This window comes from Patulibacter sp. NPDC049589, assembly GCF_040675535.1.
Classification (GTDB): domain Bacteria; phylum Actinomycetota; class Thermoleophilia; order Solirubrobacterales; family Solirubrobacteraceae; genus Patulibacter.
The window spans coordinates 1-24,170 of sequence record NZ_JBFAPC010000014.1 but is presented as its reverse complement, the minus strand read 5'-3'; the positions used below and the strand labels follow the sequence as shown (position 1 = coordinate 24,170).

23 protein-coding genes are annotated in these 24,170 nt (G+C 73.7%); 17 read left to right on the top strand and 6 right to left on the bottom strand.

Features of this window, described 5'->3' with window-relative positions; all coding sequences use genetic code 11:
* Window positions 1-191 precede the first annotated feature (191 nt).
* Window positions 192-644: an SRPBCC family protein gene (locus AB0L40_RS04420; RefSeq protein WP_364349761.1), complete on the bottom strand. Its 453-nt coding sequence runs from the start codon at window positions 642-644 to the stop codon at window positions 192-194.
* A gap of 110 nt (window positions 645-754) precedes the next feature.
* Window positions 755-1,675 carry an NAD(P)H-binding protein gene (locus tag AB0L40_RS04415; protein WP_364349758.1) on the bottom strand — a complete coding sequence of 307 codons (921 nt, stop codon included), beginning with the start codon at window positions 1,673-1,675 and terminating at the stop codon, window positions 755-757.
* 565 nt (window positions 1,676-2,240) lie between these two features.
* Between AB0L40_RS04415 and AB0L40_RS04410 the strand changes: the two genes are divergently transcribed.
* The 8 genes from AB0L40_RS04410 (at window position 2,241) to AB0L40_RS04375 (ending at window position 11,644) form a co-directional block, all read left to right on the top strand.
* Entirely contained in the window at window positions 2,241-2,495 is a 255-nt protein-coding gene (locus tag AB0L40_RS04410; protein ID WP_364349755.1) for a hypothetical protein, read from the top strand.
* 302 nt (window positions 2,496-2,797) lie between these two features.
* A complete protein-coding gene (locus tag AB0L40_RS04405) occupies window positions 2,798-4,015 on the top strand; it encodes an acetyl-CoA C-acetyltransferase (RefSeq protein ID WP_364349752.1) in 1,218 nt (405 codons plus the stop codon).
* Window positions 4,016-4,057: 42 nt separating this feature from the next.
* A complete protein-coding gene (locus AB0L40_RS04400; RefSeq protein ID WP_364349749.1) occupies window positions 4,058-6,286 on the top strand; it encodes a 3-hydroxyacyl-CoA dehydrogenase NAD-binding domain-containing protein in 2,229 nt (742 codons plus the stop codon).
* 169 nt (window positions 6,287-6,455) lie between these two features.
* Window positions 6,456-7,247, top strand: a complete 792-nt coding sequence (locus AB0L40_RS04395) for an MBL fold metallo-hydrolase (protein ID WP_364349746.1) — start codon at window positions 6,456-6,458, stop codon at window positions 7,245-7,247.
* Between the two features lie 34 nt (window positions 7,248-7,281).
* Entirely contained in the window at window positions 7,282-7,758 is a 477-nt protein-coding gene (locus AB0L40_RS04390; protein WP_364349743.1) for an Hsp20/alpha crystallin family protein, read from the top strand.
* A complete protein-coding gene (gene lon / locus AB0L40_RS04385) occupies window positions 7,755-10,253 on the top strand; it encodes an endopeptidase La (RefSeq protein ID WP_364349740.1) in 2,499 nt (832 codons plus the stop codon). Before AB0L40_RS04390 ends, lon begins: the two co-directional genes overlap by 4 nt.
* Window positions 10,254-10,370: 117 nt before the next feature.
* Window positions 10,371-10,910, top strand: coding sequence for a hypothetical protein (locus AB0L40_RS04380; protein ID WP_364349737.1), 540 nt, complete (start codon window positions 10,371-10,373; stop codon window positions 10,908-10,910).
* A gap of 125 nt (window positions 10,911-11,035) precedes the next feature.
* Window positions 11,036-11,644, top strand: a complete 609-nt coding sequence (locus AB0L40_RS04375) for a helix-turn-helix domain-containing protein (protein ID WP_364349734.1) — start codon at window positions 11,036-11,038, stop codon at window positions 11,642-11,644.
* Between the two features lie 89 nt (window positions 11,645-11,733).
* Here the strand turns inward: AB0L40_RS04375 and AB0L40_RS04370 are convergent, their stop codons facing one another.
* Window positions 11,734-12,384 carry a class I SAM-dependent methyltransferase gene (locus tag AB0L40_RS04370; protein WP_364349731.1) on the bottom strand — a complete coding sequence of 217 codons (651 nt, stop codon included), beginning with the start codon at window positions 12,382-12,384 and terminating at the stop codon, window positions 11,734-11,736.
* A 150-nt stretch (window positions 12,385-12,534) separates the two neighbouring features.
* Between AB0L40_RS04370 and AB0L40_RS04365 the strand changes: the two genes are divergently transcribed.
* Window positions 12,535-12,990 (top strand): hypothetical protein, encoded by a 456-nt coding sequence (locus tag AB0L40_RS04365; protein ID WP_364349728.1) that lies wholly within the window; start codon window positions 12,535-12,537, stop codon window positions 12,988-12,990.
* A gap of 53 nt (window positions 12,991-13,043) precedes the next feature.
* On the opposite strand, the gene AB0L40_RS04360 is transcribed toward AB0L40_RS04365, so the two are convergent.
* Window positions 13,044-14,414: a glycine--tRNA ligase gene (locus tag AB0L40_RS04360; RefSeq protein WP_364349725.1), complete on the bottom strand. Its 1,371-nt coding sequence runs from the start codon at window positions 14,412-14,414 to the stop codon at window positions 13,044-13,046.
* 160 nt (window positions 14,415-14,574) lie between these two features.
* On the opposite strand from AB0L40_RS04360, the gene AB0L40_RS04355 reads away from it, so the two are divergent.
* From AB0L40_RS04355 to AB0L40_RS04345, 3 genes are all read left to right on the top strand, one after another.
* Complete coding sequence (locus AB0L40_RS04355) at window positions 14,575-15,780, top strand: alpha/beta hydrolase (RefSeq protein ID WP_364349722.1); 1,206 nt, start codon at window positions 14,575-14,577, stop codon at window positions 15,778-15,780.
* 92 nt (window positions 15,781-15,872) lie between these two features.
* Window positions 15,873-16,304: an FmdB family zinc ribbon protein gene (locus AB0L40_RS04350; RefSeq protein WP_364349719.1), complete on the top strand. Its 432-nt coding sequence runs from the start codon at window positions 15,873-15,875 to the stop codon at window positions 16,302-16,304.
* Between the two features lie 11 nt (window positions 16,305-16,315).
* Window positions 16,316-16,630: a zinc ribbon domain-containing protein gene (locus AB0L40_RS04345; protein WP_364349716.1), complete on the top strand. Its 315-nt coding sequence runs from the start codon at window positions 16,316-16,318 to the stop codon at window positions 16,628-16,630.
* An 84-nt stretch (window positions 16,631-16,714) separates the two neighbouring features.
* Here the strand turns inward: AB0L40_RS04345 and AB0L40_RS04340 are convergent, their stop codons facing one another.
* Window positions 16,715-18,019: an LCP family protein gene (locus tag AB0L40_RS04340; RefSeq protein ID WP_364349713.1), complete on the bottom strand. Its 1,305-nt coding sequence runs from the start codon at window positions 18,017-18,019 to the stop codon at window positions 16,715-16,717.
* Window positions 18,020-18,039: 20 nt separating this feature from the next.
* Here AB0L40_RS04340 and AB0L40_RS04335 point away from each other — a divergent pair, with 20 nt between their 5' ends.
* Together AB0L40_RS04335 and rsmI are read left to right on the top strand one after the other, a co-directional pair.
* Window positions 18,040-19,005 carry an ROK family protein gene (locus AB0L40_RS04335; RefSeq protein ID WP_364349710.1) on the top strand — a complete coding sequence of 322 codons (966 nt, stop codon included), beginning with the start codon at window positions 18,040-18,042 and terminating at the stop codon, window positions 19,003-19,005.
* Window positions 19,002-19,829 carry a 16S rRNA (cytidine(1402)-2'-O)-methyltransferase gene (gene rsmI / locus AB0L40_RS04330; RefSeq protein WP_364349707.1) on the top strand — a complete coding sequence of 276 codons (828 nt, stop codon included), beginning with the start codon at window positions 19,002-19,004 and terminating at the stop codon, window positions 19,827-19,829. The genes AB0L40_RS04335 and rsmI overlap by 4 nt, the downstream gene beginning before the upstream one ends.
* Before the next feature lie 70 nt (window positions 19,830-19,899).
* Here rsmI and AB0L40_RS04325 read toward each other — a convergent pair whose 3' ends face one another.
* Entirely contained in the window at window positions 19,900-20,835 is a 936-nt protein-coding gene (locus tag AB0L40_RS04325; protein WP_364349704.1) for a hypothetical protein, read from the bottom strand.
* A gap of 432 nt (window positions 20,836-21,267) precedes the next feature.
* On the opposite strand from AB0L40_RS04325, the gene AB0L40_RS04320 reads away from it, so the two are divergent.
* From AB0L40_RS04320 to AB0L40_RS04310, 3 genes are all read left to right on the top strand, one after another.
* Window positions 21,268-21,846 carry a TetR/AcrR family transcriptional regulator gene (locus AB0L40_RS04320; protein WP_364349701.1) on the top strand — a complete coding sequence of 193 codons (579 nt, stop codon included), beginning with the start codon at window positions 21,268-21,270 and terminating at the stop codon, window positions 21,844-21,846.
* Window positions 21,847-21,946: 100 nt separating this feature from the next.
* Window positions 21,947-22,849, top strand: coding sequence for a class I SAM-dependent methyltransferase (locus AB0L40_RS04315; protein WP_364349698.1), 903 nt, complete (start codon window positions 21,947-21,949; stop codon window positions 22,847-22,849).
* Window positions 22,850-22,977: 128 nt separating this feature from the next.
* Window positions 22,978-24,096 carry a hypothetical protein gene (locus AB0L40_RS04310; protein WP_364349695.1) on the top strand — a complete coding sequence of 373 codons (1,119 nt, stop codon included), beginning with the start codon at window positions 22,978-22,980 and terminating at the stop codon, window positions 24,094-24,096.
* The last annotated feature ends 74 nt before the right edge of the window (window positions 24,097-24,170 follow it).

The following is a 24,170-nucleotide window of genomic DNA, read 5'->3' as shown; positions in this document are numbered from 1 at the left end:
CGGGCCGGCGGGCACGTCGCCGTGTGTGGACACGGTCGACGGGAGGGCGGGTCGTGGCGCCGGCGGCTCCCACCGCCCCGGAAGCGCCGCGCGGGCCGGGTGCGCGGTGCCGGCGGCCCGGACGTGCCCGCGCCCGGTGTGCTGTGCCCCGCCGCCGGGGAACGCTGTCGCGTCCGGGGCGGGGCACGGCCTCAGACTGCGTCCTCGGCGAGCAGCTCGCGCAGGCGCTCCAGCGAGGCCTTCGCCTCGCGGTCGGGGACCCCACCCATCAGGGCCCGGGAGGCCACACGCCCGAGGATCCCCATCGGGGGCTGGAAGTCGTTGGTGTAGTTGAACCGCGTCCCGCCGTCGATCTCCTCGAGGGCGTACTCGATGAACGCGGTGGACCGGGCGGGGCCCGAACCCTGCCACGTCGCCCGGAGGGGTGGCTCGAACTCGTCGATCTTCCACGACACCGTCACCGGGGCCCCACGGATGGACATCCGCTGCTCCATCGAGAACCCCGGGTGCGGGGGCCCCTCGTCGGCGGAGAGGAGTTCGCGGTGGATCGTCACCCACCGTTCCAGCAGGTGGGGATCCATGACCACGTCCCATACGCGTTGGGGAGGGGCGGGGAGGTCGATCGTGGCCCGGACGGCGCTCATGACCCCCAGACTAGTCGGCGGTGTGGGGCGTGCATCCGCGAACCCCCCGCCCGGAGCACCGCCGCTCCGGGACCCGTTGCGTGCCCGGGAGACGGGCCGTCCTCCGGGCCTCAGCGCGCCCGGAGCGGCTCGTGGCGCTCCCACTGCAGGAGCGCGTAGTTGACGGCGCGGTCGAACCCGTGGGGCCGGACGCCCAGCGCGGTCGTCCAGGAGTCGTCGCGGGCGAGCAGGTCGCCGGAGAGCCCGCCCATCAGGGGCAGGATCAGCTCGGGGTCCTCGCCCGCGAGCACGGACGCGACGCGGCCGAAGATCGGGGTGGAGCTGATGGGCACCCCGATGCTGGGGCGGCGGACCATCATCAGGTCGCGGATGCGCTCGAGGATCTCGCCGTAGCTGACGACGTCGGGCCCGGCGACGTCGAGCGACAGGCGCGCGTCGTCGGCCGCCGTGGTCGTCGCCGCGGCCAGCAGCGCGGCCGTGACGTCGCGCTCGTCGATCGGCTGGGTCCGGAAGCGCCGCCAGGGCGGGAGGGGCAGCACGGGCAGTCGTTCGACGAGGCGCACGAGGAACCGGAAGGAGCGCGACGCCGGGCCGATCGCGATCGACGCCCGCAGCGCGACGCACTCCGGCGTGGCGGCGGAGACCGCGTGCTCGACCGCCAGGCGGCTCTCCAGGTGCGGGGAGAGCGCCCGGGTCTCGTCGACCATCACGCCGAGGTAGACGCTCCTGCGGACCCCGGCCGCGGTGGCCGCGGCGGCGAACCGCTCGGCGGAGCGGCGCTCCCGGACCTCGAACGGCACGCCGTCGGCGGAGGGCTCCATCGAGTGGACGAGGTAGTAGGCCACGTCCACGCCGTCGAGCGCGGCGTCGAGGCCGGCCCCGGTCGTCAGGTCGCCGCGGAAGGCGGCCACGCCGTGCCCGACCTTCGCGGGGTCGCGGGCGAACGCGCGGACGTCGTGCCCGGCGGCCAGCAGCGGCGGCAGGAGCGCGGATCCCGCGAACCCGGTGGCACCGGTGACGAGGATGCGCATGCGCCCATGATGGCGGACCGGCACGGCGCGGCCCTGCGGTCCGGGTGTCGGGCGTCGCGCTGGTGTCCGTGGCGACGACAGGTCGTGTCAGGGACCCGCCGCCGCCGATCTACGTCGCCAGGTCGGGCGCATCGGCGCCGGCGCGCCGTAAGTCGGACGACTCCGCATCCGCGATCGAGCCCGACCGCACCCAGGGCCACTGACACGGACCGTCGCAACCACTGACACGGAAGCGACGCCCGACGACAGTCCGGGTCCACCGTCCGGCCACCCGCAGGGCCCGACGGTGCACGTTCTCCGCCGAATGCGACGAACCTGCAACGGACTGTGAACGAAAAGTGACCAACTAGCGGGAACAAGGGTCGCGCTGGGGGAGCCGGTGTGGTTCTATGGCCCTCGTGCCGCAGGACGCTCGTCCGCGGCACACCAGAGCACCTGCCTCGGCGTCCGTCGCACCGCTCCCAGCGGGGTCGGCGACGCTTCATCGATCGGTCGTCGGGCCTCCGCCGCGGAGGCCTGCGTCCTCCCCTGTCCGCACCCCGAACCAGCACCTCGGAACCACTTCGTGACCCCTCGTCCAGACGCCCGCACCCGCTCGCGCAGCGCCGCCGCAGCCCCCAGCTGCGACGACTGCTTCTTCCGTCGCCACATGCTGTGTGCGCTGGACCGCTCCGAGCCGTGTGCGACGTTCCGGCCGGACCGGGAGCAGGGGCTGCACCCGCCGCGCCAGATGGCGTTCGCGTTCCGTCCCGAGCGCGCGGCGGGCACTCCGTTCGCGTTCCCCACGGCCGCCGAGCAGGCGCGCCGCTACGCGGCCTGAGCCGCTGGCGCCGGGACGTCCCGGCGCCTGATCAGCGACGGCCGCAGGGGCGCCGCGGGCGTCGCCCCTGGCGGTCCGGCCGCCGGCCGTTCCGCGGCCCGCCCGGTGGGCGTACGCCCGTGCGGGATCGTCGGAGGAACCGGGTCGCGCCGCGACAGCGGCCGTCGACTGGCCGGTTGGCCAGCCAGCCAGGTAGTATTGCGTGAGTCACCGTCGGTCCGTGCGGCGTCCGCGTCGCGGACGACGAGGTCTCTCCCCGGGGCCCGGTGGCAGTCGAGCACAGGCGAGCACAGGAGTTCCACATGGGCAGCACCGAGGCGCTGGTCTTCGAGGCCATTCGCACCCCCCGCGGCAAGGGCAAGAGCAACGGCTCCCTGCACGGGACCAAGCCGATCGACCTCGTCGTGGGCCTGATCCACGAGACGCTGGGTCGCCACGAGCAGCTCGATCCCAACACGATCGACGACCTCGTCCTCGGCGTCGTGTCGCCGGTGGGCGACCAGGGCGCCGACATCGCGAAGACCGCCGCCATCAAGGCCGGTCTCCCGAACACGGTCGCGGGCGTGCAGCTCAACCGCTTCTGCGCCTCGGGCCTCGAGGCCGTCAACATCGCCGCGCAGAAGGTCGCGTCCGGCTGGGAGGACCTCGTCCTCGCCGGCGGCGTCGAGTCGATGTCGCGCGTGCCGATGGGCTCCGACGGCGGCGCCTGGGCCATGGACCCGGAGACGAACTACCACACCCAGTTCGTCCCGCAGGGCATCGGCGCCGACCTCATCGCCACGATCGAGGGCTACTCGCGCGAGGACGTCGACGCGTTCGCCGCCCGCTCGCAGGAGCGCGCCGGCGCCGCCGAGGACGCCGGGTACTTCAAGAACTCCGTCGTCGCGGTCAAGGACCTCAACGAGCAGGTCGTCCTCGACACCGACGAGTTCATCCGCCGTGGCACGACCGTCGAGAGCCTCTCGAAGCTCAAGCCGTCCTTCGCGCTGATGGGTGACGCCGGCGGCTTCGACGCCGTCGCGCTGCAGAAGTACCACTGGGTCGACGAGATCGACCACGTCCACCACGCCGGCAACTCGTCCGGCATCGTCGACGGCGCCTCGCTGCTGGCCATCGGCAACGCCGAGAGCGGCGAGCGCAACGGGCTGAAGGCGAAGGGCCGCATCCTCGCGACCGCCGTCTCCGGCGCGGACCCGACGATCATGCTGACCGCCCCGGGCCCCGCGTCCCTGAAGGCGCTCAAGAAGGCCGGCCTCAAGGCGTCCGACCTCGACCTCGTCGAGATCAACGAGGCCTTCGCGGCCGTCGCCCTGCGCCTGATCAAGGATCTCGACATCGATCCCGAGATCACGAACGTCAACGGCGGCTCGATCGCCATGGGCCACCCGCTCGGCGCGACCGGCGGCATGATCCTCGGCACCCTGATCGACGAGCTCCAGCGCCGTGGCAAGAAGTACGGCCTGGCCACGCTCTGCGTCGGTGGCGGCATGGGCATCGCGACCGTCGTCGAGGCGTTCTGAGCCCCGCTCGGATCCGACGAACCCCGTAGCGAGGAACACCACATGAGCTTCACGAACACCATCCGCTGGGAAGACGCCGGCGACGGCGTCGTCAACCTGGTGCTCGACGACCCGAACCAGTCGGCGAACACCATGAACGACGACTACAAGGCGTCGATGTCCGCGGCCATCGACCGCCTCGAGGCCGAGAAGGACCAGATCTCGGGCGTCGTCATCACCTCCGCGAAGAAGACCTTCTTCGCCGGCGGCGACCTCAACGACCTGAAGAAGGCCACCCGCGCCGACGCGCCGGAGATCGCCGCGAACGTCCGCGCGATCAAGGCCGACCTGCGCCGGCTGGAGCAGCTGGGCAAGCCGGTCGTCTCCGCGATCAACGGCGCCGCCCTGGGCGGCGGCCTCGAGATCGCGCTGGCCACGCACCACCGCATCGTCGTCGACAGCCCGAAGATCGTCGTCGGCCTGCCCGAGGTCTCCCTCGGCCTGCTCCCGGGCGGCGGCGGCGTCACCCGCACGATCCGCCTGCTCGGCATCGCCAACGGCCTGATGCAGGTCCTGCTCCAGGGCCAGCGCCTGCGCCCGTCCAAGGCGCTCGAGATCGGCATCGTGTCCGAGCTCGTCGCGACCCCGGACGACCTGCTGCCGGCCGCCAAGGCCTGGATCGCCGCGAACCCCGAGGCCGTCCAGCCCTGGGACGTCAAGGGCTACAAGATCCCGGGCGGCACCCCGAGCAACCCGAAGCTCGCCGCGAACCTGCCGGCGTTCCCCTCGAACCTGCGCAAGCAGCTCAAGGGCGCGAACATGCCGGCGCCGGTCAACATCATGTCGGCCGCCGTCGAGGGCGCGCAGGTCGACTTCGACACCGCGATCGAGATCGAGGGCCGCTACTTCGTGGACCTCGTCACCGGCCAGGTGGCGAAGAACATGATCCAGGCGTTCTTCTTCGACATGCAGGCCGTAGGTGGCCTCCGCGGTCGCTCGAAGGACCGCGTGCCCGTGAAGTTCGAGAAGGTCGTCGTGCTCGGCGCCGGCATGATGGGCGCGGGCATCGCGTACCAGGCCGCCAAGTCCGGCATCGAGGTCGTCCTCAAGGACGTCTCGCAGGAGGCGGCGGACCGCGGCAAGGGCTACTCCGAGAAGCTCGTCGCCAAGGGCGTCGAGCGCGGGAAGCTCTCGCAGGAGAAGGGCGACGCCCTCCTCGCGCGGATCACCGCGACCGACAAGCCGGAGCTCGCGCAGGGCGCCGACATCGTCATCGAGGCCGTCTTCGAGGACCCGAAGGTCAAGGCGCAGGTCTTCGCCGAGATCGAGCCGTTCCTCAAGCCCGACGCGCTGCTGGGCTCCAACACGTCCACGCTGCCGATCACGGACCTCGCCGAGGGCGTCTCGCGCCCCGAGGACTTCATCGGCCTGCACTTCTTCTCGCCCGTCGACAAGATGCCGCTCGTCGAGATCATCAAGGGCGACAAGACGTCGGACGAGACGCTCTCCCGCGCGCTCGACCTCGTCAAGCAGATCAGCAAGACCCCGATCGTCGTCAACGACTCGCGCGGCTTCTTCACCTCGCGCGTCATCGGCACGTTCATCCACGAGGGCATCTCGCTGTTGAACGAGGGCGTCCCGGCGCGCTCGATCGAGCAGGCCAGCTCGCAGGCCGGCTACCCGGCCCCGGTGCTCCAGCTCTCCGACGAGCTGAACCTCAACCTCATGAAGAAGATCCGTGAGGAGACGAAGGCCGCGGCGTCCGAGAACAACGGCGCCTGGTCCAGCCACCCGGCGTTCGACGTGATCGACTTCATGATCGACCAGGGCCGCGCGGGTCGCCTCGCCGGCGCCGGCTTCTACGACTACGCGGACGGCAAGCGCGTGGGCCTCTGGAAGGGCCTGAAGGAGCGGTTCGGCGCGAAGGACGTCCCGGGCAACACCGACCCGAAGACGCTCTCGCTCGTCGACTACGAGGAGCGGATGCTCTTCGCCGAGGCGCTCGAGACCGTCAAGTGTCTCGACGAGGGCGTGCTGGAGACGGTCTCCGACGCGAACATCGGCTCGATCCTCGGCATCGGCTTCCCGGCCTGGACCGGTGGCGTGCTGCAGTACATCAACGGCTACACGCCGGCGGGCGCGAAGGAGGCCACGGGCCTCCCGGGCTTCGTCGAGCGCGCGAACGAGCTCGCCGAGAAGTACGGCGAGCGCTTCACGCCGCCGGCGTCGCTGGTCGCCAAGGCCGAGGCCGGCGAGACGTACACCGACGAGAGCGTCCTCGCCAAGGCGTAGGCGGACGACGCCACCTCCGAGGTGCCCGACGGCCCGCCTCACGGCGGGCCGTCGTCGTTCCGGGGCAAGGCGTTCGACACCGCGTCAACGGGCCGTCGCACAGCGGGACGCACCCGTCCCGTCCGCGTCCCTAGACTGGATCGATCTTGGTGAGGGAGCTCATGTGCGCGTGAGGATTCTGGGGAAGTCCCCGGCATGGCAGGACGTCGACGGCGCCTGCAGCGGCTACCTCCTCGACGAGGACGGCTACACGCTGCTGCTCGAGTGCGGCAACGGCGTGTTCGGCAAGCTGCGAGCCCACATGGACTACGTCGACCTCGACGCCTGCGTCATCTCGCACTGCCACGCGGACCACACGCTGGACCTCGTCCCGTACAGCTACGCGCTGTCGTTCGCGCCGCGCCAGCAGCCGGTCCCGGTGCCGCCGTGGCCGGGCACCGACCACCCCGCGCGCCCGCAGCTGCACCTGCCGCCGGGCGGCGAGAAGGTCATGCGCACCGTGATGACGGCGTGGGGGATGCCCGCGCTCGTCGAGCAGGCCTTCGCGTCGAAGGAGTACGACCCCGAGGCCACCCTCCGGCTCGGCCCGTTCGAGGTCCGCTTCCGCGCCGTCCCGCACTTCGTCCCCGCCTACGCGGTCGAGGTCGTCTCCACCGTCTCGGGCGGCCGCTTCGTCTACGGCTCGGACTGCGCGCCGAACGAGGACCTCATCGAGTTCGCGACCGGCGCCGACCTGTTCTTCGTCGAGGCGACGCTGCCGCGCCCGGAGCGCGCCGGCCCGCGCGGCCACCTCACCGCCGCCGAGGCGGGCGAGGCCGTCTTCCGCGCCGGCGTCAAGCGCGCGGTGCTGACCCACATCTCCGACGAGGAGGACCCCGGCGTGGCGCTGCGGCGCGCGACGGAGACCGCCGGCGGGATCCCGGTCGAGGTCGCGGTGGCCGACGCCGTCTACGACGTGTAGGGACGGCGTCGGGGCGCAGGGGTAGATTGCCCCCATGCGTTCTCGCGAGGGCGACCTGTTCGCCAACTTCGAGCGCGTGCGCCGCGAGATGGACGAGCTCTTCGGCGGTGTGCTCGACCGCGGCCTGCACGGCCGCACCCACCGCGCCGGCTTCGAGCCGGCCGTCGACGTCTTCTGCGAGACGCCGGAGGGCGGGGAGCCCCGGGTCGTCGTCCACGCCGAGCTGGCGGGGATCGACCCCGACCGCGTCGCGCTCGAGATCCGCGGCCGGGAGCTCGTGCTCGCCGGCTGCCGCGAGGCCGGCGAGGCCGAGGGCCGCGCCTACCAGCAGGTCGAGATCGGCACCGGCGCGTTCCGCCGCACCGTGCCGCTGGGGGCCGAGGTCCACGCCGACCGCGCTCGGGCGACCTACCGCGACGGGATCCTCCGCGTCGAGCTGCCGCTCCGCGAGGACGGCGACGACACCACGCCCGCGGGCTCGTCCGCCGCGCAGGGCCGGGAGGGCTCGTGATCGAGATCGTCTCCGACCCGGGCGCCGCCCAGGAGGTCGCGATCCAGGGCGAGGGCGACGGCGGCATCGGGGGTCCACTGCCCGTCCTGCCGCTGCGCGACGTCGTCGCGGTGCCCGACACCATGCTGCCGCTGGCGGTCGGCCAGGAGCGCTCGGTGACGCTCGTCGACGACGTGTTGGCCGGCGACCGCCGGCTCGTCCTCGCGACCTCGCGCGACGCGGCCGTCGAGGCCCCGGGCCCCGAGGGCGTGCACGACGTCGGCGTGATCGGGCACATCGTCCGCATGCTCAAGGTCCCCGACGGCACGCTGCGGCTGCTCGTCCAGGGGACGCAGCGGGTCCGGCTCACGCGCTTCACGAGCAGCGACCCGTACCTCGTGGCGGAGATCGAGGAGCTGCCCGACCTGCTCGACGGCAAGCCCGTCGAGGCGGGCTCGTCGGCGGATCCGGAGGGCGACCTGTCGCCCGAGCTGACCGCCCTGCACCGCAGCGTCCAGGAGACGTTCTCCAAGATCGTCGAGGCCGTCCCGTACCTGCCCGAGGAGCTGCAGGTCGCGGTCGCCAACATCGACGACCCGGTCGCGCTGTCGCAGCTGATCACCGGGTCGCTGCGGATCGGCACCGACGAGAAGCAGGCGCTGCTGGAGCAGGTCGACGTCCAGGCCCGCCTGCGGCGCCTGATGGCGATCCTCGCCCGCGAGCTCGAGGTCATCTCGATCGGGTCGGAGATCCAGTCGCAGGTCCAGTCGGAGCTCGACAAGGGCCAGCGCGAGTACGTCCTGCGCCAGCAGCTCAAGGCGATCCGCGAGGAGCTGGGGGAGGACGACCCGCTCGAGGCCGAGCTCGCCGAGCTGCGCGAGCAGCTGGACGCCTTGGAGCTGCCCGAGGTCGTCGAGACGCAGGCCGACCGCGAGCTGCACCGCCTGGAGTCGATCCCGCAGGCGTCGGCGGAGCACGGCGTGGTCCGCACCTACCTGGAGTGGATCGTCTCGCTCCCGTGGAACGACCGCACGCGGGACGACCTCGACCTGCACCGCGCCCGCGAGGTCCTCGACGCCGACCACTTCGGGCTCGACGACATCAAGGACCGGATCCTCGAGTTCCTCGCCGTCCGGCAGCTGAAGCCCGACGCGCGCGGCTCGATCCTCTGCCTCGTCGGCCCGCCCGGCGTCGGCAAGACGTCGCTGGGCAAGTCGATCGCCCGCGCCATGGGCCGCAACTTCGAGCGGATCTCCGCCGGCGGGGTGCGCGACGAGGCCGAGATCCGCGGCCACCGCCGCACGTACATCGGCGCGATGCCCGGCACCATCATCCGCGCGATGCGCGACGCGGGGTCGAGCAACCCGCTGCTCATGATCGACGAGATCGACAAGATGGGCTCGATGGGCACTGGCGGCGGTCCGGAGTCCGCGATGCTCGAGGTGCTGGACCCGGAGCAGAACGACACGTTCCGCGACCACTATCTCGACGTGCCGTTCGACCTCTCGCGCGTCATGTTCGTGACGACCGCCAACACGCTGGACACGATCCCCGGGCCGCTGCGCGACCGCATGGAGATCATCCGGCTCGCGGGCTACACGGCGCAGGAGAAGCTCGAGATCGCCAAGCGCTACCTCGTCCCGCGGCAGCTCGAGCGCCACGGCCTGCGGCGCTCGTGGGTCGGCTTCGGGGACCCGGCGCTGCGCACCCTGATCGAGGACTACACCCGCGAGTCCGGCGTCCGCAACCTCGAGCGCGAGATCGGTCGCGTCGTGCGCAAGATCGCGCGGGAGATCGTCGAGCAGGAGCAGAACACCCCGGACGACGTGGCGCTGGAGAAGCCCAAGCGCGTGACGGTGTCGAAGGCGCGCGTCGAGGAGCTGCTCGGCCGCGGCACGTGGGCGGGGTCCAGCGAGGCGCTGCGCCGCCGCACGCGCCGCGCCGGCGTGGCGACGGGCCTGGCGTGGACGCCGGTCGGCGGCGACGTCCTGTTCGTCGAGGCCGCGGCGATGCCGAAGTCCGGCTCGCAGCCGACGCTGACGACGACCGGCCAGCTCGGTGACGTGATGCAGGAGTCGGTCCGCGCGGCCCTGACCTGGGTCCGCGGCAACCTCGCCGTCGTCGCCCCGGACGTCCCGCAGGACTGGTTCTCCCAGCACGACCTCCACGTCCACGTGCCCGCCGGCGCGACCCCGAAGGACGGGCCGTCGGCGGGCATCACGATCGCCACCGCGATCGCGTCGCTGCTGACGGGCCGGGAGGTCGCCCAGCACGTCGCGATGACCGGCGAGATCACGCTGACGGGCGAGGTCCTGCCGATCGGCGGTCTGAAGGAGAAGGCGCTCGCGGCGCAGCGCAACGGGGTCCGCTGCGTGATCGCCCCGCGCGAGAACGAGCGTGACGCCGAGGACGTCCCGGAGCCGCTGCGCTCCCGCATCGACTTCGTCTGGGTCGACCGCGTCGAGCAGGTCCTGGAGGCCGCGCTGGGCGGTTTGCCCGAACGCGACGCCGGGTAGCGAACCGTCCAGGAACCACCGAGTTCCCGTGGTCGCCCGGCGTGCAACGTCGGTGGCCGCGGGCCCGGAGCGATAGGCTCTCGGGCGTTCGGCCTCACCACCCCGAGACGGAGGACCATGGCGTTGAAGACGCAGTCCAAGAAGCAGCTCAAGTCGCAGGCGAAGGCCCAGGCCAAGTCCGCGCGCAAGACCGCCAAGAAGGCCGGCCGCAGGGCGTCCAAGCAGGTCGCCGCCCGTGAGGACGCGGTCCGCAACCTGATCGAGAACCAGGACCTCCACGAGGACCTGCGGAACCTCGCCGACGCCGCGAAGGCCGCCTACGCGCGCGTCTCCGCGAACCCGGGCGCGCTCCTGCAGGACAAGAAGGTCCACAGCGACGTCCGCGCCGGCACGAGCGCCCTGCTCGACGCCAAGGGCCAGCTCGGCGGCAAGAAGGCCAAGAAGAAGAAGGGCAAGTTCGGCCTCTTCTTCCTGACGATCGTCGGCTCCAGCATCGCGGTCGTCACGGTCCCGGCGCTGCGCACGAAGGCGCTCGACCTCGTCTTCGGCCCGGAGGAGGAGCTCGACTACTCCGTCGGCGCCGCCGCCGGCACGGCCTCCACCAACGGCAACGGCGCGGTCGCCGGCACGCCGACCACCCCGGTCTCCGGCAGCTGAGCCCGGTCGTCCTGCCGCCCGCGGGCGGCACGACGACCAGGCACCCGCGGTTCCCGACGGCGGCCTCAGGGCCGCCGTCGACTGTTCCTCCGTCGGCTGGCCAGCCAGCCAGGTAACCTGTGGCCGTGGCCACGGAGGAGACGAAGCGACAGCTCGCGACCGACAAGGCGCTGCGCATCGTCGACGCGATGCGCTCGAGCGTCGCCCGTCGCGGCGTGGCCGGCTCGACCTTCGACCACGTCGCCCGCGAGGCCGGCGTCTCACGCGGCCTGCTGCACTACTACTTCGGCTCGAAGGAGCGGCTGCTCGTCGAGGTCGCCAAGCGCGACTCCGAGGTCCGCTTCGCCGCGATGGCCGCGCAGCTCGGCCGGGCGCGCAACGCCGACGAGCTCGTCGGCCAGTGGGTCCGCTCGCTCCAGGCGACCGTCCGGCACGAGCCGCAGTTCGTGACGATGCTGCTCGAGCTCTACACGCTCGCGCAGCGCAACCCCGAGATCGCCGACGAGCTGACGTCGCTGATGCAGGGCATGAGCGACGCGATCGCCACCCGCAGCCGCGAGCTCCAGGCCGAGGGCGTCATCGAGCTCGTCGCGGACCCCGAGACGGTCGCCGACGTCATGCTCGGCTTCGGCTACGGCATGGCGCTGCGCCTGCTGGCCGACCCGGGTCGCGACATGGACGCCTCGATCGAGGTCGCGGCCACCGCGGCCCGCGGGCTCTACCGGGACCTCTGAGCGGGCTCCGGGGCCCGGCCGCCGACGGAGGCGGGCCCGCCGGTGGCCGGACGCGGACCGCGTCCGGCGGCGGTGTGCCGGGGCGCGCGTCAGTCCGCGCGACGGGCGACGCCGAGCGCGATCGGCGCGATCGGGACCGGCGCCCAGCGCGGGGCCATGCGCACGTCGCGATGGCGGACGGGCTCGAAGCCGGCGCCGTGGATCGCCCCGACCGTGTCGCGGTGCGTGTGGCAGCCGCCGAACGCGCGCGGCCAGAAGGTCGCGTCGACGGCGCGCTGCACGCCGCCGAGCCAGCCGTCCGTGGCGACGTGCTCGTAGTACCGCAGCTCGCCGCCGGGACGCAGCGCGTCGTGCGCCGCGGCCAGCGACGCGGGGACGTCGGCCACCGAGCAGAGCACCAGCGCGCAGACGACCGCGTCGAAGGGTCCGGCCGCGTCGTCGGGCAGCGCCTCGAACGTGCCGTCGACGACGCGGATGCGCGTCTCCGGGTGGGCGGTCTCGCACTTGGCGGCCGCGACTGCGGCCTCCTCGCGCAGCACGCGGTCGGGCTCGACGGCGACCACTTCGCGCACCGTCGCGGGGTAGTGGGGGAAGTTGGAGCCGGTGCCCGCGCCGACCTCCAGGACCCGGCCGGAGAGGCCCTCGAGCAGCTCGATCCGGCCGCGGACGACGTCGCCGGGCTCGTGGCGCATCGCCCACGACCAGACGCGGGAGAACAGCGGGTGCTCGACGGGCGGCATGCGCGCACCGTAGCGGCCGGTGTACGGGTCGGGCGTGTGACGAGGCCCCCGATCTCCAGGGTGTCCACCCCGATGTGGTGGGGGCCGGCCGACCCGTATGGTGATGCGCGGCCCGCGTTCGCGGGTCTTCACAACGGGGAGAACCACCACATGCGCACCCACCTCTTCGCGGCGCCACTCATCGGCGCCGTACTCATCTTCGCCGGCTGCGGCGGGGACGACGACAAGGGCCTGAGCAAGGCCGACTTCATCACCCAGGCCGACGCGATCTGCCAGAAGGCCAACGACCAGCTCGACAAGGACGCGACGGCGGCCGTCACGGCGCTGGGCACCGACAGCCCGACGCCGGAGCAGCTGAAGACGATCGCGACCGACGTCGCCCTGCCGAACCTCGACAAGCAGGTGACGGACCTGAAGGCGCTCGACGCCCCGAAGGACGACAAGGACACCGTCGACGCCCTCGTCGCCTCGTTGCAGGACGGGATCACCAAGGCCAAGACCGACCCGACGGTGCTCCTGAACAACGACAGCGGCGCGCCCAGCCCGTTCGCCGACGCGAACACGAAGGCGAACGCCTACGGCCTGAAGGTCTGCGGCAAGGGCTGAGCCCCGGCGGGGCAACCGGCGCGCGCTTCCCCGGTCGCGCGCCGGTCTCCCGGTCAGTCCTGCGGCTTCGGTGAGACCCAGTCCTCGGCCAGCCGCCCGGCGAACAGCGCGACCAGGTCGTCGATCGCCACGCGCGTCTGCTCGAGCGAGTCGCGGTCGCGCACCGTGACGGTGCGGTCCTCGAGCGTCTGGTGGTCGACCGTCACGCACCACGGCGTGCCGATCTCGTCCTGGCGGCGGTAGCGCTTGCCGATCGCGCCGGACTCGTCGTACTCCGTCGTGCCGATGCGGCGCAGCGCGTCGCGGATCTCCTTGGCGAGCTCCGGCTGGCCGTCCTTCTTCACGAGCGGGAAGACCGCGACCTTGATCGGCGCGAGGCGCGGGTGCAGGCGCAGGACGGTGCGGACGTCGCCGTCGATGTCCTCCTCGTCGTAGGCGTCGACGAGGAACGCGAGCGTCGCGCGGGCCACGCCGGCGGCGGGCTCGATGACGTGCGGGACGTAGCGCTCCTTCGAGGCCTCGTCGTAGACCTCGATCTTCGTCTTCGCGCCCTTGGCGTGCGCGGTCAGGTCGAAGTCGCCGCGGTCCGCGACGCCCTCGAGCTCGGACCAGCCGATCGGGAAGAGGTACTCCACGTCGGCGGTGCGGGAGGAGTAGTGCGACAGCTCGTCCTCGTCGTGCGGGCGCAGGCGCAGGTGGTCGGCGCGGACGCCGAGGCCGGTGTACCAGTCGAAGCGCGTCTGCTTCCAGTGCTCGTACCACTCGGTCGACTCCGCGGGCGGGACGAAGAACTCCATCTCCATCTGCTCGAACTCGAGGGTGCGGAAGATGAAGTTGCCCGGCGTGATCTCGTTGCGGAACGACTTGCCGATCTGTGCGATGCCGAACGGCGGCTTCTTGCGTGAGATCGCGAGGACCTGCTTGAAGTCGACGAAGATGCCCTGGGCCGTCTCGGGCCGCAGGTAGACCGTCGAGGACGACTCCTCGACGGTGCCGATCTGGGTCTTGAACATCAGGTTGAACTCGCGGGGCTCGGAGAGCTCGCCGCCGCAGTTCGGGCACACGACCAGGGCCGGGTCCTCGCCGGCCTCGACGGCGGCCTCCTGCAGGTGGTCCAGGCGGAAGCGCTTCTTGCACTTGCCCAGGCACTGGACGAGCGGGTCGGAGAAGCCGTCGAGGTGGCCCGAGGACTGCCAGACCTTCGGGTGCTGGATGATCGCCGAGTCCAGGGCGACGATGTCGTCGCGATCCTGGAGCATCGCCTTCCACCACTCGGCCTTGACGTTCTGCACGAGCAGCACGCCGTAGTGGCCGTAGTCGTAGGTGTTGGCGATGCCGCCGTAGATCTCCGATGCCGGGAACACGAAGCCGCGGCGTTTGCAGAGGGCGACGATCTTGTCCATCGTTACGACGTCGGAGGCCATGGCGAGAGGGTACGGGCTCGCCCGCAGGGGCCGTGGTCCGGGGCCGCGGGCGTCCGCGACCATGAGCGCCCCGTCGCCGCGGCGGCCCGGCGGAGACGCACCGGATACGGATCCGTAGCTTCGATCGACAGCCGACTCCGACCGGCGGTAGGATTCCTCCATGCCGCTGCGCCGACCCACACGCCAGGCCCCGCCCCCGAAGCTCGAGCTGCGCGGGCGCCTCGAGCGCCAGGCGCTGCGCGGGCTGGGCGCCACCGGCGGGCCCAACCGCCGGGTCGGTCTCGTCCCCGCCCTGCGACGCGACGGGCAGACGCTCGACCCCGCGACGCGGGCGATGCTCGCGCTGCGCGACCGCCTCGGCTACCCCGCGTGGCACGAGCAGCCGGTCGCCGACGCGCGGCGCACGCTGCGCCACGAGGCGCTCGTCGCCGCCGGCCGCCCGATCGCCGTCGCGGCCGCGGACGACCTCGAGATCGACGGCGCGACCGGCCCGCTCCAGGCGCGGCTCTACCGCCCCGGCGGCGTCCGCAACCCGGCCCTGACCTGGCAGCCGCAGCAGGAGCGCCTGCCGCTGCTCGTGTTCTTCCACGGCGGCGGCTTCGTCCTCGGCGACCGCGACTCCCACGACGCCGTGTGTCGGCTGCTCTGCGCCGGCGCGGGGATCCTCGTGCTCTCGGTCGAGTACCGGCTCGCGCCCGAGCACCCGTGGCCGGCCGCCCCCGACGACGCCGCGGCGGCGTGGTGGTGGACCGTCGACCACGCCGCGGAGCTCGGCGCCGACCCCGAGCGCCTGGCGATCGGCGGCGACAGCGCCGGCGGCAACCTCACCGCGATCACCGCCCAGGCGGCGGCCGCCGGCCGCGGCCGGGACGACGACGCCCGTCCGGCCGCGCAGCTGCTGCTCTACCCGGCGGTCGACTGGACGCGCGAGTATGCGTCGCGCGACCTCTTCGGGCACGGCTTCTACCTCGAGGACGACTCGATGGACTGGTGCGAGCGGCACTACCTCGGGGCGCCGGGGGCGGTCGACCTCGCCGACCCGCGCGTCTCGCCGATCACCGGCGACCTGCGGGGCCTGGCGCCCGCGCTGGTGGTGACGGCCGGCTTCGACCCGCTGCGCGACCAGGGCGAGGCCTACGCCGCGGCGCTGCGGGACGCCGGCACGACCGCGGTGGCCCGGCGCATGCCGGACCTGATCCACGGCTTCGCGAACACGCCGGGCGTCGGCCGCCGCTCGCGCGAGGCGATGCTGGAGGTCGCGTCGCTGCTGCGCGGGATGCTCGAGATCGAGCCCGCCGTGCGGGCCCGCGGGGGCGCGGAGGCCGGGCGCGAGCGGGCGGGCGACGAGGCACGCGCGACGGCCTGATCGGCGACGGGGCCGCCCGTCTTGGCACTCTCACGCGTGGAGTGCCAAGGGGCGGTTGCGAGCGATGCCTCCCGGCCTATACTCCGAGACCCATGCCCATCTACGAGTACCGCCGCCCCGACGGGACGACCTTCGACGTCCTGCAGAAGTTCACGGACGACGCGCTCACGCACGACCCGGACACGGGCGTCCCGGTCCGCAAGGTCCTGAGCGCGCCGGCGATCCACTTCAAGGGCGCGGGCTTCCACAACACGGACTACGGCACGAAGAAGCGGCCGGTCGGCGGCGGGGGCGACGGGTCGTCCTCGTCCTCCTCCGACGGCGGGTCGTCGTCCGAGGGCTCCTCGTCGTCGTCGGACTCCTCCGGCGGCTCGTCCTCGGACAGCTCCTCCTCGTCGTCGTCCTCGTCCGACGGCGGCTCGTCCTCGTCGAGCGACTCCGGCTCGTCGAAGGCCTCGACGTCCGCCGCGTCCTCGGGCTCCTCCGGTGGCGGCTCGTCGTCCTCGTCCTCCAAGGCCGACTGAAGGAGCACGCCGTGCCGACGTACGAGTACCGCCGTCCCGACGGGACGACGTTCGAGATCATCCAGAAGTTCTCCGACGACGCGCTGACGCACGACCCGGAGACCGGCGTCCCGGTCCAGCGCGTGCTCTTCGCGCCCGCGGTCCACTACAAGGGCAGCGGCTTCTACGCGAACGACTACGGCTCGCGGAAGGGCAACCAGCAGCTCGAGCAGGCCGCGTCCGACGGCGCCGACGCGCACGACGACAAGTTCCGCAAGCAGCGGGCCGAGCGCAAGAAGACCGAGGCCGCCAAGCCGGCCCCGAAGCCCGCGCCCAAGACGCCGTAGGGCGCGGCCGGGCAGCGGACGGCGGCCGCCGCCCGGCCCCTCCGGGCGGACGGAGTCGCGGCGCGAGGCCGCGCCCCGAGCCGCCTACTTGTCGAAGCGCTTGCGGGCCCGGTTCACGGCGTCCTGCGACACCGTCAGCGCCTGGCCACCGCCGGGGATGACCTCGGAGCCGGTCGGCTTGAGGACCGAGCTGGAGCCGCCGCCGGGTAGCAGCTGCGCGATCGCGACGCCGAGCAGGCTGAAGCCGCCCATGTCCGTCTTCACGGCCTGCGGGGCCTTCCAGGCGATGAACGGCAGGCGCATGAAGCCGGCGGGGGAGAGGATGCGCCGCTTCATCGCGCCGACGATCTCCTGCTGGCGGCCCGCGCGGTTGACGTCGTCCTGCGCGGCGTCGCACCGGTTCTTGCGCACCCGCGCCAGCGCCAGGGCCGCGGAGCCCTTCAGCGTGTAGGTCTGGCCCTTCTTCAGGCGGAACGACGTGCCGCCCAGGAACTTGTCGTAGCCGATCGTGACGCCGGAGCGGGGCCGCTTGGCCCCGCCGGAGACGTCGGCCGTGAGGCAGGTCTTCGCGGTGTAGCGGACGCCGCCCATCGCGTCGATCAGGCCCGGGAAGTTCTGGAAGTCGATCGTCGCGACGTGGTTGACCTTGATGTCGGTCAGGTTCTCGACCGCGGCGACCGACCCGCGCTCCTTGCCGAACGCGTACGCGGCGTTGATCTTCTGCCGGCCGTGGCCGGGGATGTCGACCGCGGTGTCGCGGGGGACCGAGAGCTTCGCGTTCTTGAAGCCGCCGGTGCGCATCAGGAGCAGCGTGTCGGTGCGCGTCGCACCGTCGGTGCCCTCGGCGCCCGGCTCCTTGGAGCCCGGCGGCCGGGCGTCGGTGCCGAGGACCAGGACGTTCGTCGGCGAGAACGGCGCGCCGCCGCCGCCCAGCAGCTGGTCGACGTCGCCGCTCTGCTGATGGACGGTCGCGGAGACGAGGAAGAGCACGACGGACAGCAGGATCCAGACGGCGACGGCCGTCGAGACCCACTTGAGGATCCGGCGGGGCATGCTCCGCGGCCGACCGGTGCGGCGGCGCCGGAAGCGTCGGCGGCCCGGCTCGGGCGCGTCTGGGTCGGCCGGGCCGGCCGGGCCGCCGCGCCGCGGCCCGCGGCGGGCGTCGTAGACCGTGTAGCCCGGGCCGGAGGGGTCGGGGATCAGGCCGTCGCGGTCCTCGCGTGACGGCCCGCGGTCGTCCTCGGGGTCGGGTGCGGGCGGCTCGCGGCGCGCGTCCTGGGGGCGGGGCGGGCGCGGCTTGCGGCCGGAGCGACCGCCGTAGACCGTGTAGGGCGCGTCGTCCGGGCCGGGTCGTCGGCCACCCTGGGCCTCGTCGTCGGGTCCCTGCATCAGGGGATATGGTGCCGCGCGTGCCGGGAGACTGCGTCATCGGGGTGGATCTCGGGGGGACCAAGCTCCTCGCCGGCCTCGTCCGGCGGGACCTGACGGTCCTGCAGCGGGTGTACCGGCTAGCCCCGGCGTCCGACGATCCGGAGGACCTGCTGCAGCTCGTCGTCGACGACGTCCGCGAGCTCCTGGCGAGCGGGATCGTCGCCCCTCAGGACGTTCGCGGCGTCGGCGTCGGGATCCCGTCGCTCGTCGACCGCGCCCACGGCGTCGCGGTCTCGACCGTCCACCAGCCCTTCGACGGCGTGCCCGTCCGCGACGAGCTGCAGGATCGCCTGCAGCTGCCCGTCGCGCTCGACAACGACGCCAACTGCGCCGTCCTGGCGGAGTGGCGCGGGGGAGCGGCGGTCGGCTGCGACGACGTCGTGCTGCTGACCGTCGGCACCGGGATCGGCTCCGGCGTCGTCTCCGGCGGTCAGCTGGTCCGCGGGTCCACGGGCGCGGCCACCGAGCTCGGCCACATGGTCGTCGACTTCGACGGGCCGCTCTGCCAGGGCGCGTGCACCAATCGCGGCTGCCTCGAGGCGCTGGCGTCGGGCAGCGCGCTGGGGCGCGAGGGCGCGCGCCTGGCCGGGCAGCGGCCGGGGTCCGCGCTGGCGCGCCTGGCCGGCGAGGGGCACACGATCACCGGCGTCACCGTGACCGAGCAGGCGCGCCTCGGTGACCGCGCGGCCGTCGAGGCGCTCGAGCGGGTCGGCACCCTGCTGGGCGTGGGGATCGCCAACGCCATGAACATCTTCAACCCCGAGCTCGTGCTGATCGGCGGCGGGGTCTCCGACGCCGGCGAGCTGCTGCTGGCGTCCGCCCGCACCGAGGCCCGTCGGCGCGCGCGGCCGCCGTCCAACGGGGCGCGGGTGGAGACCGCCCGCTTCGGCGCGGTGGCCGGCATGGTCGGCGGCGCCGTGCTCGCGCTCGAGGAGCTCGCGTGAGCACCGTCCCCGGACGCCTCGTCGTCTGCGCCACCCCGATCGGCAACCTCGAGGACGTCACGCCCCGCGTCCTGCGGGCGCTGACGGACGCCACGGTCGTCGCCTGCGAGGACACCCGCCACACGCGCCGGCTGCTCGACCGCCACGGGATCCGGGCGCACACGATCAGCCTGCACGAGCACAACGAGGCCGTGCGCTCGGCCGAGCTCCTGGACCGCGTGCGCGCCGGGGACCTCGTGGCGCTGGTCAGCGACGCGGGGATGCCGGTCGTCAGCGACCCCGGCGGGCGGCTCGTGGCCGCGGCGCGCGACGCCGGCCTGGGCGTCGAGGTCCTGCCGGGCGCGAGCGCGCCGGTCACCGCGATCGCGACCGCGGGGATCGTGGCGGACCGCTGGCGCTTCGTGGGCTTCCTGCCGCGCCGCGGAGACGACGTCGTGGCGCTGCTCTCGCACCCCGAGACGACGGTCGCGTTCGAGTCGCCCAACCGGCTGGTCGCGACCCTCCGGGCGCTGGCGGCGCAGGACGCCACGCGGGTCGTCGCGGTCTGCCGCGAGCTCACGAAGCTCCACGAGGAGGTCGTGCGCGGCCCGGCCGCCGAGGTCGCCGAGCGCTTCCACGAGAGCGGCGTCCGCGGCGAGGTCACCCTCGTCGTCGCGGGCGTCCCGGTCGAGGCGGCCGGCGAGGCGGACCAGGCCGCGGCGCTGGCGGCCGTGGCGGAGCTCGTCGACGCCGGCGCCCGGGCGAAGTCCGCCGCGCGCGTGGTGGCGGGCCTCACCGGGCTGTCCGCGAACGAGCTCTACCGGGCGCTGCACGAGCGGGGTTGAGCGCGGGCCGTGGGCCGGGCCGTCAGGCGTCGTCGTCTCGCCGCGGACGCTCGACCGGCGCCCGGGCGGGTCACCCGGCCGGTGCTGCGGGTGGCGTCGTGGGCGGCACGTCCTGGGCCGTCAGGCGGACCCCGGGCTCGGGCGGCGAGAGCGCGATGCCGTCCTCGCTGCCCATCTTGTCGAGCAGGCGCTTCGGGATGTGGGCGAAGACGGTCTGGCCGTTGGGGTGCTCCGGCGTGGGCTTCGTCGAGAAGCGGAAGACCGTCCCGCCGTAGCCGGCCTGCCACGGCTGCAGCTCGTTGGTGGTGGGCGGGGGCGGCCAGCGCGTCATCCGGGCGCGCAGCACGCCCTCCGGCTCGGTGATCCAGTACTCCGGCTTGGTGTCCCACGTCGGCGGGGTGCGGTCGATGCGCAGCTGCGGACCCGCGGCACGGACCTCGGCGATCGTCCGGCTGCCGCGGCGCAGCACGATCGAGAGGCGGTAGCGGCCGTCGTGGGCGATCCGGGAGACGTGCGCCTTCGTCGCCACCCGCCGCCCGCCGCACGACGACGAGCAGCGCAGGGGCTCGTCGGCGAGCACGACGCGACGGGTGGGCGTCCCCGGCTCGACGAATCCCTTCAGCGGCTGCGCGACGAGCACCACGCGGTCGACGCGGCGGCCTCCGGTCCCGGGCAGCCGCAGCTTCGTGGCCAGGGCCTGCCGGTAGTTGGTCCACGATCCGAGCACGCCCCCGAGCTCGCCCGAGACCCGGCCGCGGGTACGCCGGGGCGGTCCGTCGCCCGCCGCCGCCGGCGCGCCGGCGGACGCTGTGGGGGCGTCGGCGGCCCGCGGGGCGATCGCCCGCGATGCCGCGCCGTCGGCTCCGTCCACCGACGCGACGGGGGTCACCGCGACGGGGGCGGGAGCGCCCGGCGGTCGACCTGCGGCCGGCGCGGCGCCCGCGGTCAACAGGGCCGCGGCCGCGGCGAGCGTGGAGGAGACGATGCTGGTCCGGGACGGAGACATCCGCCGAGGGTATCCGGTGGTGGACGGCATCCTCCGTCGCGGCGTCGCGGCGTCCTCCGGTGGGTCAGGCCGGGCCGGACGCGAAGGCGGACCAGGACGGCGATGCCGAGCGCTCCGCCGCTCTGCTGCATCGTCTGCAGCGCCCCGGACGCGGCGCCGGAGTCCCGCGGCTCCACGGCGCCGACGCCCTGGACGGCCATCAGCTGGCAGGTGACGATGACGAGGAGCGCCCAGGCGGCGCGCCGCTCGGAGTCTGCCGACGGTGCGGCGGCCACTGGTGGCGAGGAGGGGGTCATGAGGGGATACCGTGGGTTGCGGGGAGGGGATCGATCCGCGAAGATGAACAAGCGGAGGCGAACTCCGGTTTCACCGAGTTACACGGAGGCGGCCTCCGTTTGGCAAGCCGCTTCGTCGTCGACCCTGCGCACGCCCATGACCGAGACCACCACCCCCAAGCCCCTCCGCGCCGACGCCCGGCGCAACCGCGAGGCCCTGATCTGCGCGGCGACGCGGACGTTCGCCGAGCAGGGCGTCGACGGGTCGCTGGAGGAGGTCGCCCGCCGCGCCGGCGTCGGGGTCGGCACGCTCTACCGCCACTTCCCGACGCGCGACGCGCTGCTCACCGAGCTCCTCTCGGCGAGCTTCGACCGGCTCCGCGAACTCTCCCGCGAGGGTCTCGAGGCCGACGACCCGGCGCAGGCCCTCGCCGAGTACCTGCGCCAGATGGCCTTCCACTCGCGGACGTTCCGCGGCGTGCCGAGCTCGGTGAAGCTCGCGCTGGCGGAGAGCGACAACCCGCTGGCCGCGTCGTGCACGGCGACGCACGCCGGGTGGGCGGAGCTGCTCGAGCGCGCCCAGGACGCCGGCGTCGTGCGCCGCGACGCGGAGCCCGGCGACGTGCTGCGGCTCGTCTACGGCATCGCCTGGGCGACGGACAACGCCGGCGACGACACGGCGCTGGTCGACCGCATGCTCGGCCTCGTGCTCGACGGGCTGCGGCCCGCCGGCTGACCCGCGGTCCGTCCCGGATCCGCGCGCGCTCCCGGCCCGGGGAAGCCGCGGAACCGCCCGTCGACAGGGACCGCGCCCGGCCCGTCGATAGCGTCGGCGCATGGCGGACGCAGCCGACCTCGACTTCACCTACTCGCTGATCGACCGGATCTTCCGGGCGAGTCTCGGGGAGCAGGCAGACTTCAGCGGCGCGCGGTTCCTGGGGGACTTCTCGCTGACGCTGGAGGAGGCGCAGGCCCGCAAGCACGCGTTCATCGCGGAGGAGATCGGCATCGAGGCGGGCCGTCGCGTCCTGGACCTCGGCTGCGGCTGGGGGCCGCTCCTCGCGGACGTCCGCCGGCGGGGCGCGGACGGCGTCGGGGTCACGCTGTCGTCCGCTCAGGCCGCGGCCTGCCGCCGCAACGGGCTCCACGTCGAGCTCCGCGACGCGCTGACCGTCACCCGCGACACGTTCGGGGGCTTCGACGCCGTGGCGAGCCTCGGCGCGTTCGAGCACTTCTGCTCGCCGGAGGACCACGAGGCCGGCCGGCAGGAGGAGATCTACCGCGACCTGTTCGCCAACGTCGCCGGCCTGCTGCCCGAGAGCGGGCGCTTCTACCTGCAGACGATGGTCTTCGGCCGCAACATGATCGACCCCGCCGAGGTGAGCATCGACGCGCCCCGGGACTCCGACGCGTGGTACCTCGCGCTCATGGGGCGGCAGTTCCCGGGTTCGTACCTCCCGTCGGGCCTCGACCAGATCGTGGACTGCGCGGCGCCGCACTTCCGCGTCGTGTCGGAGACCAGCGGCCGGCTGGACTACATCGAGACGATCGCGCGCTGGCGCCAGCGCTTCGGCGAGCCGAGCCTGCGCAAGCTCCTGATCAAGGCGTCGCTGATCCCGCGCTGGCTGACGAGCGCGGACTTCCGGCTGGCGTTCACGTCGGGCGTCAGCGCGAACACGGTCTGCTTCGAGCGCGAGCTGATGGACCACCACCGGATCGTGTTCGAGCGCGTGGCGTAGACGACGTCTCCCCTGCGCGGGACGCCCGGGGCGGGGCCCGGTCCCTCCCGGGTGCCCCGGGCCTCGCCGCCGCGCCCGTACCCGGGACGCTCGGGGCGGGGCCCGGTCGCTTCTCTAGGCTGCGCGACGTGTCCCGTCCCGTGCCGTCCTCGTCCATCCACCGTCGGAGGGGCCGCCTGCTGCGGCCCGGCCTCGTCGCGCTGGCGACCGGCGCCGGCCTCGTCGTGCCCGCCGGCGCCGGCGCGGCCCACGACCTGCGGATCGCCACGTCGCCGTCGCACCACTACGCGGTCTTCGTCCATCCGACGAACGTCGGCCCGTACCTCGCCGCCCGCTTCCTCGGCCCGCAGGGGTTCGGGTTCGGCAACGACCAGTCCCTGGACCGGCCCGTGGTCGGCGACCCCCAGCAGGTGCTGGGCAACCTGACGCTCGTCGAGAACAGCGCGCCGGAGGCCAGTGTCGTCGTCGCGGTCGTCCCGCCGTCGGCGACCACCGTCGAGGTCTGGGGGACGGGCGGCCTGCACGAGACGGTCCCCGTCGGGCCCGCGCCGGCCGGGCTGCCGGCGAGCGCGCAGCCGAGCGCGTTCGCGTTCGCCGAGTTCCCGGGCGAGCACCGCACCTACCGGGCCGTCGTCCGCGACGCGGCCGGGACGACGGTGGCCGCGACCGAGCGCAACCCGCCGCCGGCCGGTCCGTCGCTCCTGGTCGGCAAGGGCGGGCGGGGCGACCGGGCGTGGCGCGTCGGGGTCTCCGGCGCGGACGCGATGCGCACGTCGAACCCGATCGACGGCTCGACCGAGCGGCGCGTCTGCGTCTCCGACAAGCGCCCCACCCGGGACACGCCCGTGGTCCTGTCCGGCTGCTCGGTGCCCGTGGCCGGGACGGGCTCGGCGTTCTCGCGCGTGCTGTGCCGCGACGGCCGCCCGACCGGCGCCGTGGCCGCGGCGAGCGTCGGCGACGTCGGCTCGGTCGTGCTGCACCTCACGAACGGGAAGACGGTCCGGCCGAGGATCCGTCCGGCCGCCGGCGACCGCTGGTGGACGCTGAAGCTCGGGCGGACCGTCGGCGTGACGTCCATGGACCTGCTGCGCCCGGACGGCTCGCTGCGACGCGCCGTCCCCGCCGGCTGGAAGGCCGCGAGCACCGCCGGCCGGACGTGCCGCGCGGCGCGCAAGGAGCTCTTCCGCGGCGTCGTCTCGCCGGAGCGCCGGGCCGGGGACGCGTTCCTGTACCGGCTGGACCAGTGAGGTCGGCGGGTCGGCGGTCGGCCGCGTGGTCGGCGGCCGTCCCGGGTGTGGGGCGCGGCGGGCCGCGGCCCTCG

Coding starts and splice junctions, on each gene's coding strand:
- AB0L40_RS04420 (WP_364349761.1), bottom strand. CDS start 644: ATGAGCGCCGTCCGGGCCACGATCGACCTCCCCGCCCCTCCCCAACGC.
- AB0L40_RS04415 (WP_364349758.1), bottom strand. CDS start 1,675: ATGCGCATCCTCGTCACCGGTGCCACCGGGTTCGCGGGATCCGCGCTC.
- AB0L40_RS04405 (WP_364349752.1), top strand. CDS start 2,798: ATGGGCAGCACCGAGGCGCTGGTCTTCGAGGCCATTCGCACCCCCCGC.
- AB0L40_RS04400 (WP_364349749.1), top strand. CDS start 4,058: ATGAGCTTCACGAACACCATCCGCTGGGAAGACGCCGGCGACGGCGTC.
- AB0L40_RS04390 (WP_364349743.1), top strand. CDS start 7,282: ATGCGTTCTCGCGAGGGCGACCTGTTCGCCAACTTCGAGCGCGTGCGC.
- AB0L40_RS04380 (WP_364349737.1), top strand. CDS start 10,371: ATGGCGTTGAAGACGCAGTCCAAGAAGCAGCTCAAGTCGCAGGCGAAG.
- AB0L40_RS04370 (WP_364349731.1), bottom strand. CDS start 12,384: ATGCCGCCCGTCGAGCACCCGCTGTTCTCCCGCGTCTGGTCGTGGGCG.
- AB0L40_RS04365 (WP_364349728.1), top strand. CDS start 12,535: ATGCGCACCCACCTCTTCGCGGCGCCACTCATCGGCGCCGTACTCATC.
- AB0L40_RS04360 (WP_364349725.1), bottom strand. CDS start 14,414: ATGGCCTCCGACGTCGTAACGATGGACAAGATCGTCGCCCTCTGCAAA.
- AB0L40_RS04355 (WP_364349722.1), top strand. CDS start 14,575: ATGCCGCTGCGCCGACCCACACGCCAGGCCCCGCCCCCGAAGCTCGAG.
- AB0L40_RS04350 (WP_364349719.1), top strand. CDS start 15,873: ATGCCCATCTACGAGTACCGCCGCCCCGACGGGACGACCTTCGACGTC.
- AB0L40_RS04340 (WP_364349713.1), bottom strand. CDS start 18,019: ATGCAGGGACCCGACGACGAGGCCCAGGGTGGCCGACGACCCGGCCCG.
- AB0L40_RS04325 (WP_364349704.1), bottom strand. CDS start 20,835: ATGTCTCCGTCCCGGACCAGCATCGTCTCCTCCACGCTCGCCGCGGCC.
- AB0L40_RS04320 (WP_364349701.1), top strand. CDS start 21,268: ATGACCGAGACCACCACCCCCAAGCCCCTCCGCGCCGACGCCCGGCGC.
- AB0L40_RS04315 (WP_364349698.1), top strand. CDS start 21,947: ATGGCGGACGCAGCCGACCTCGACTTCACCTACTCGCTGATCGACCGG.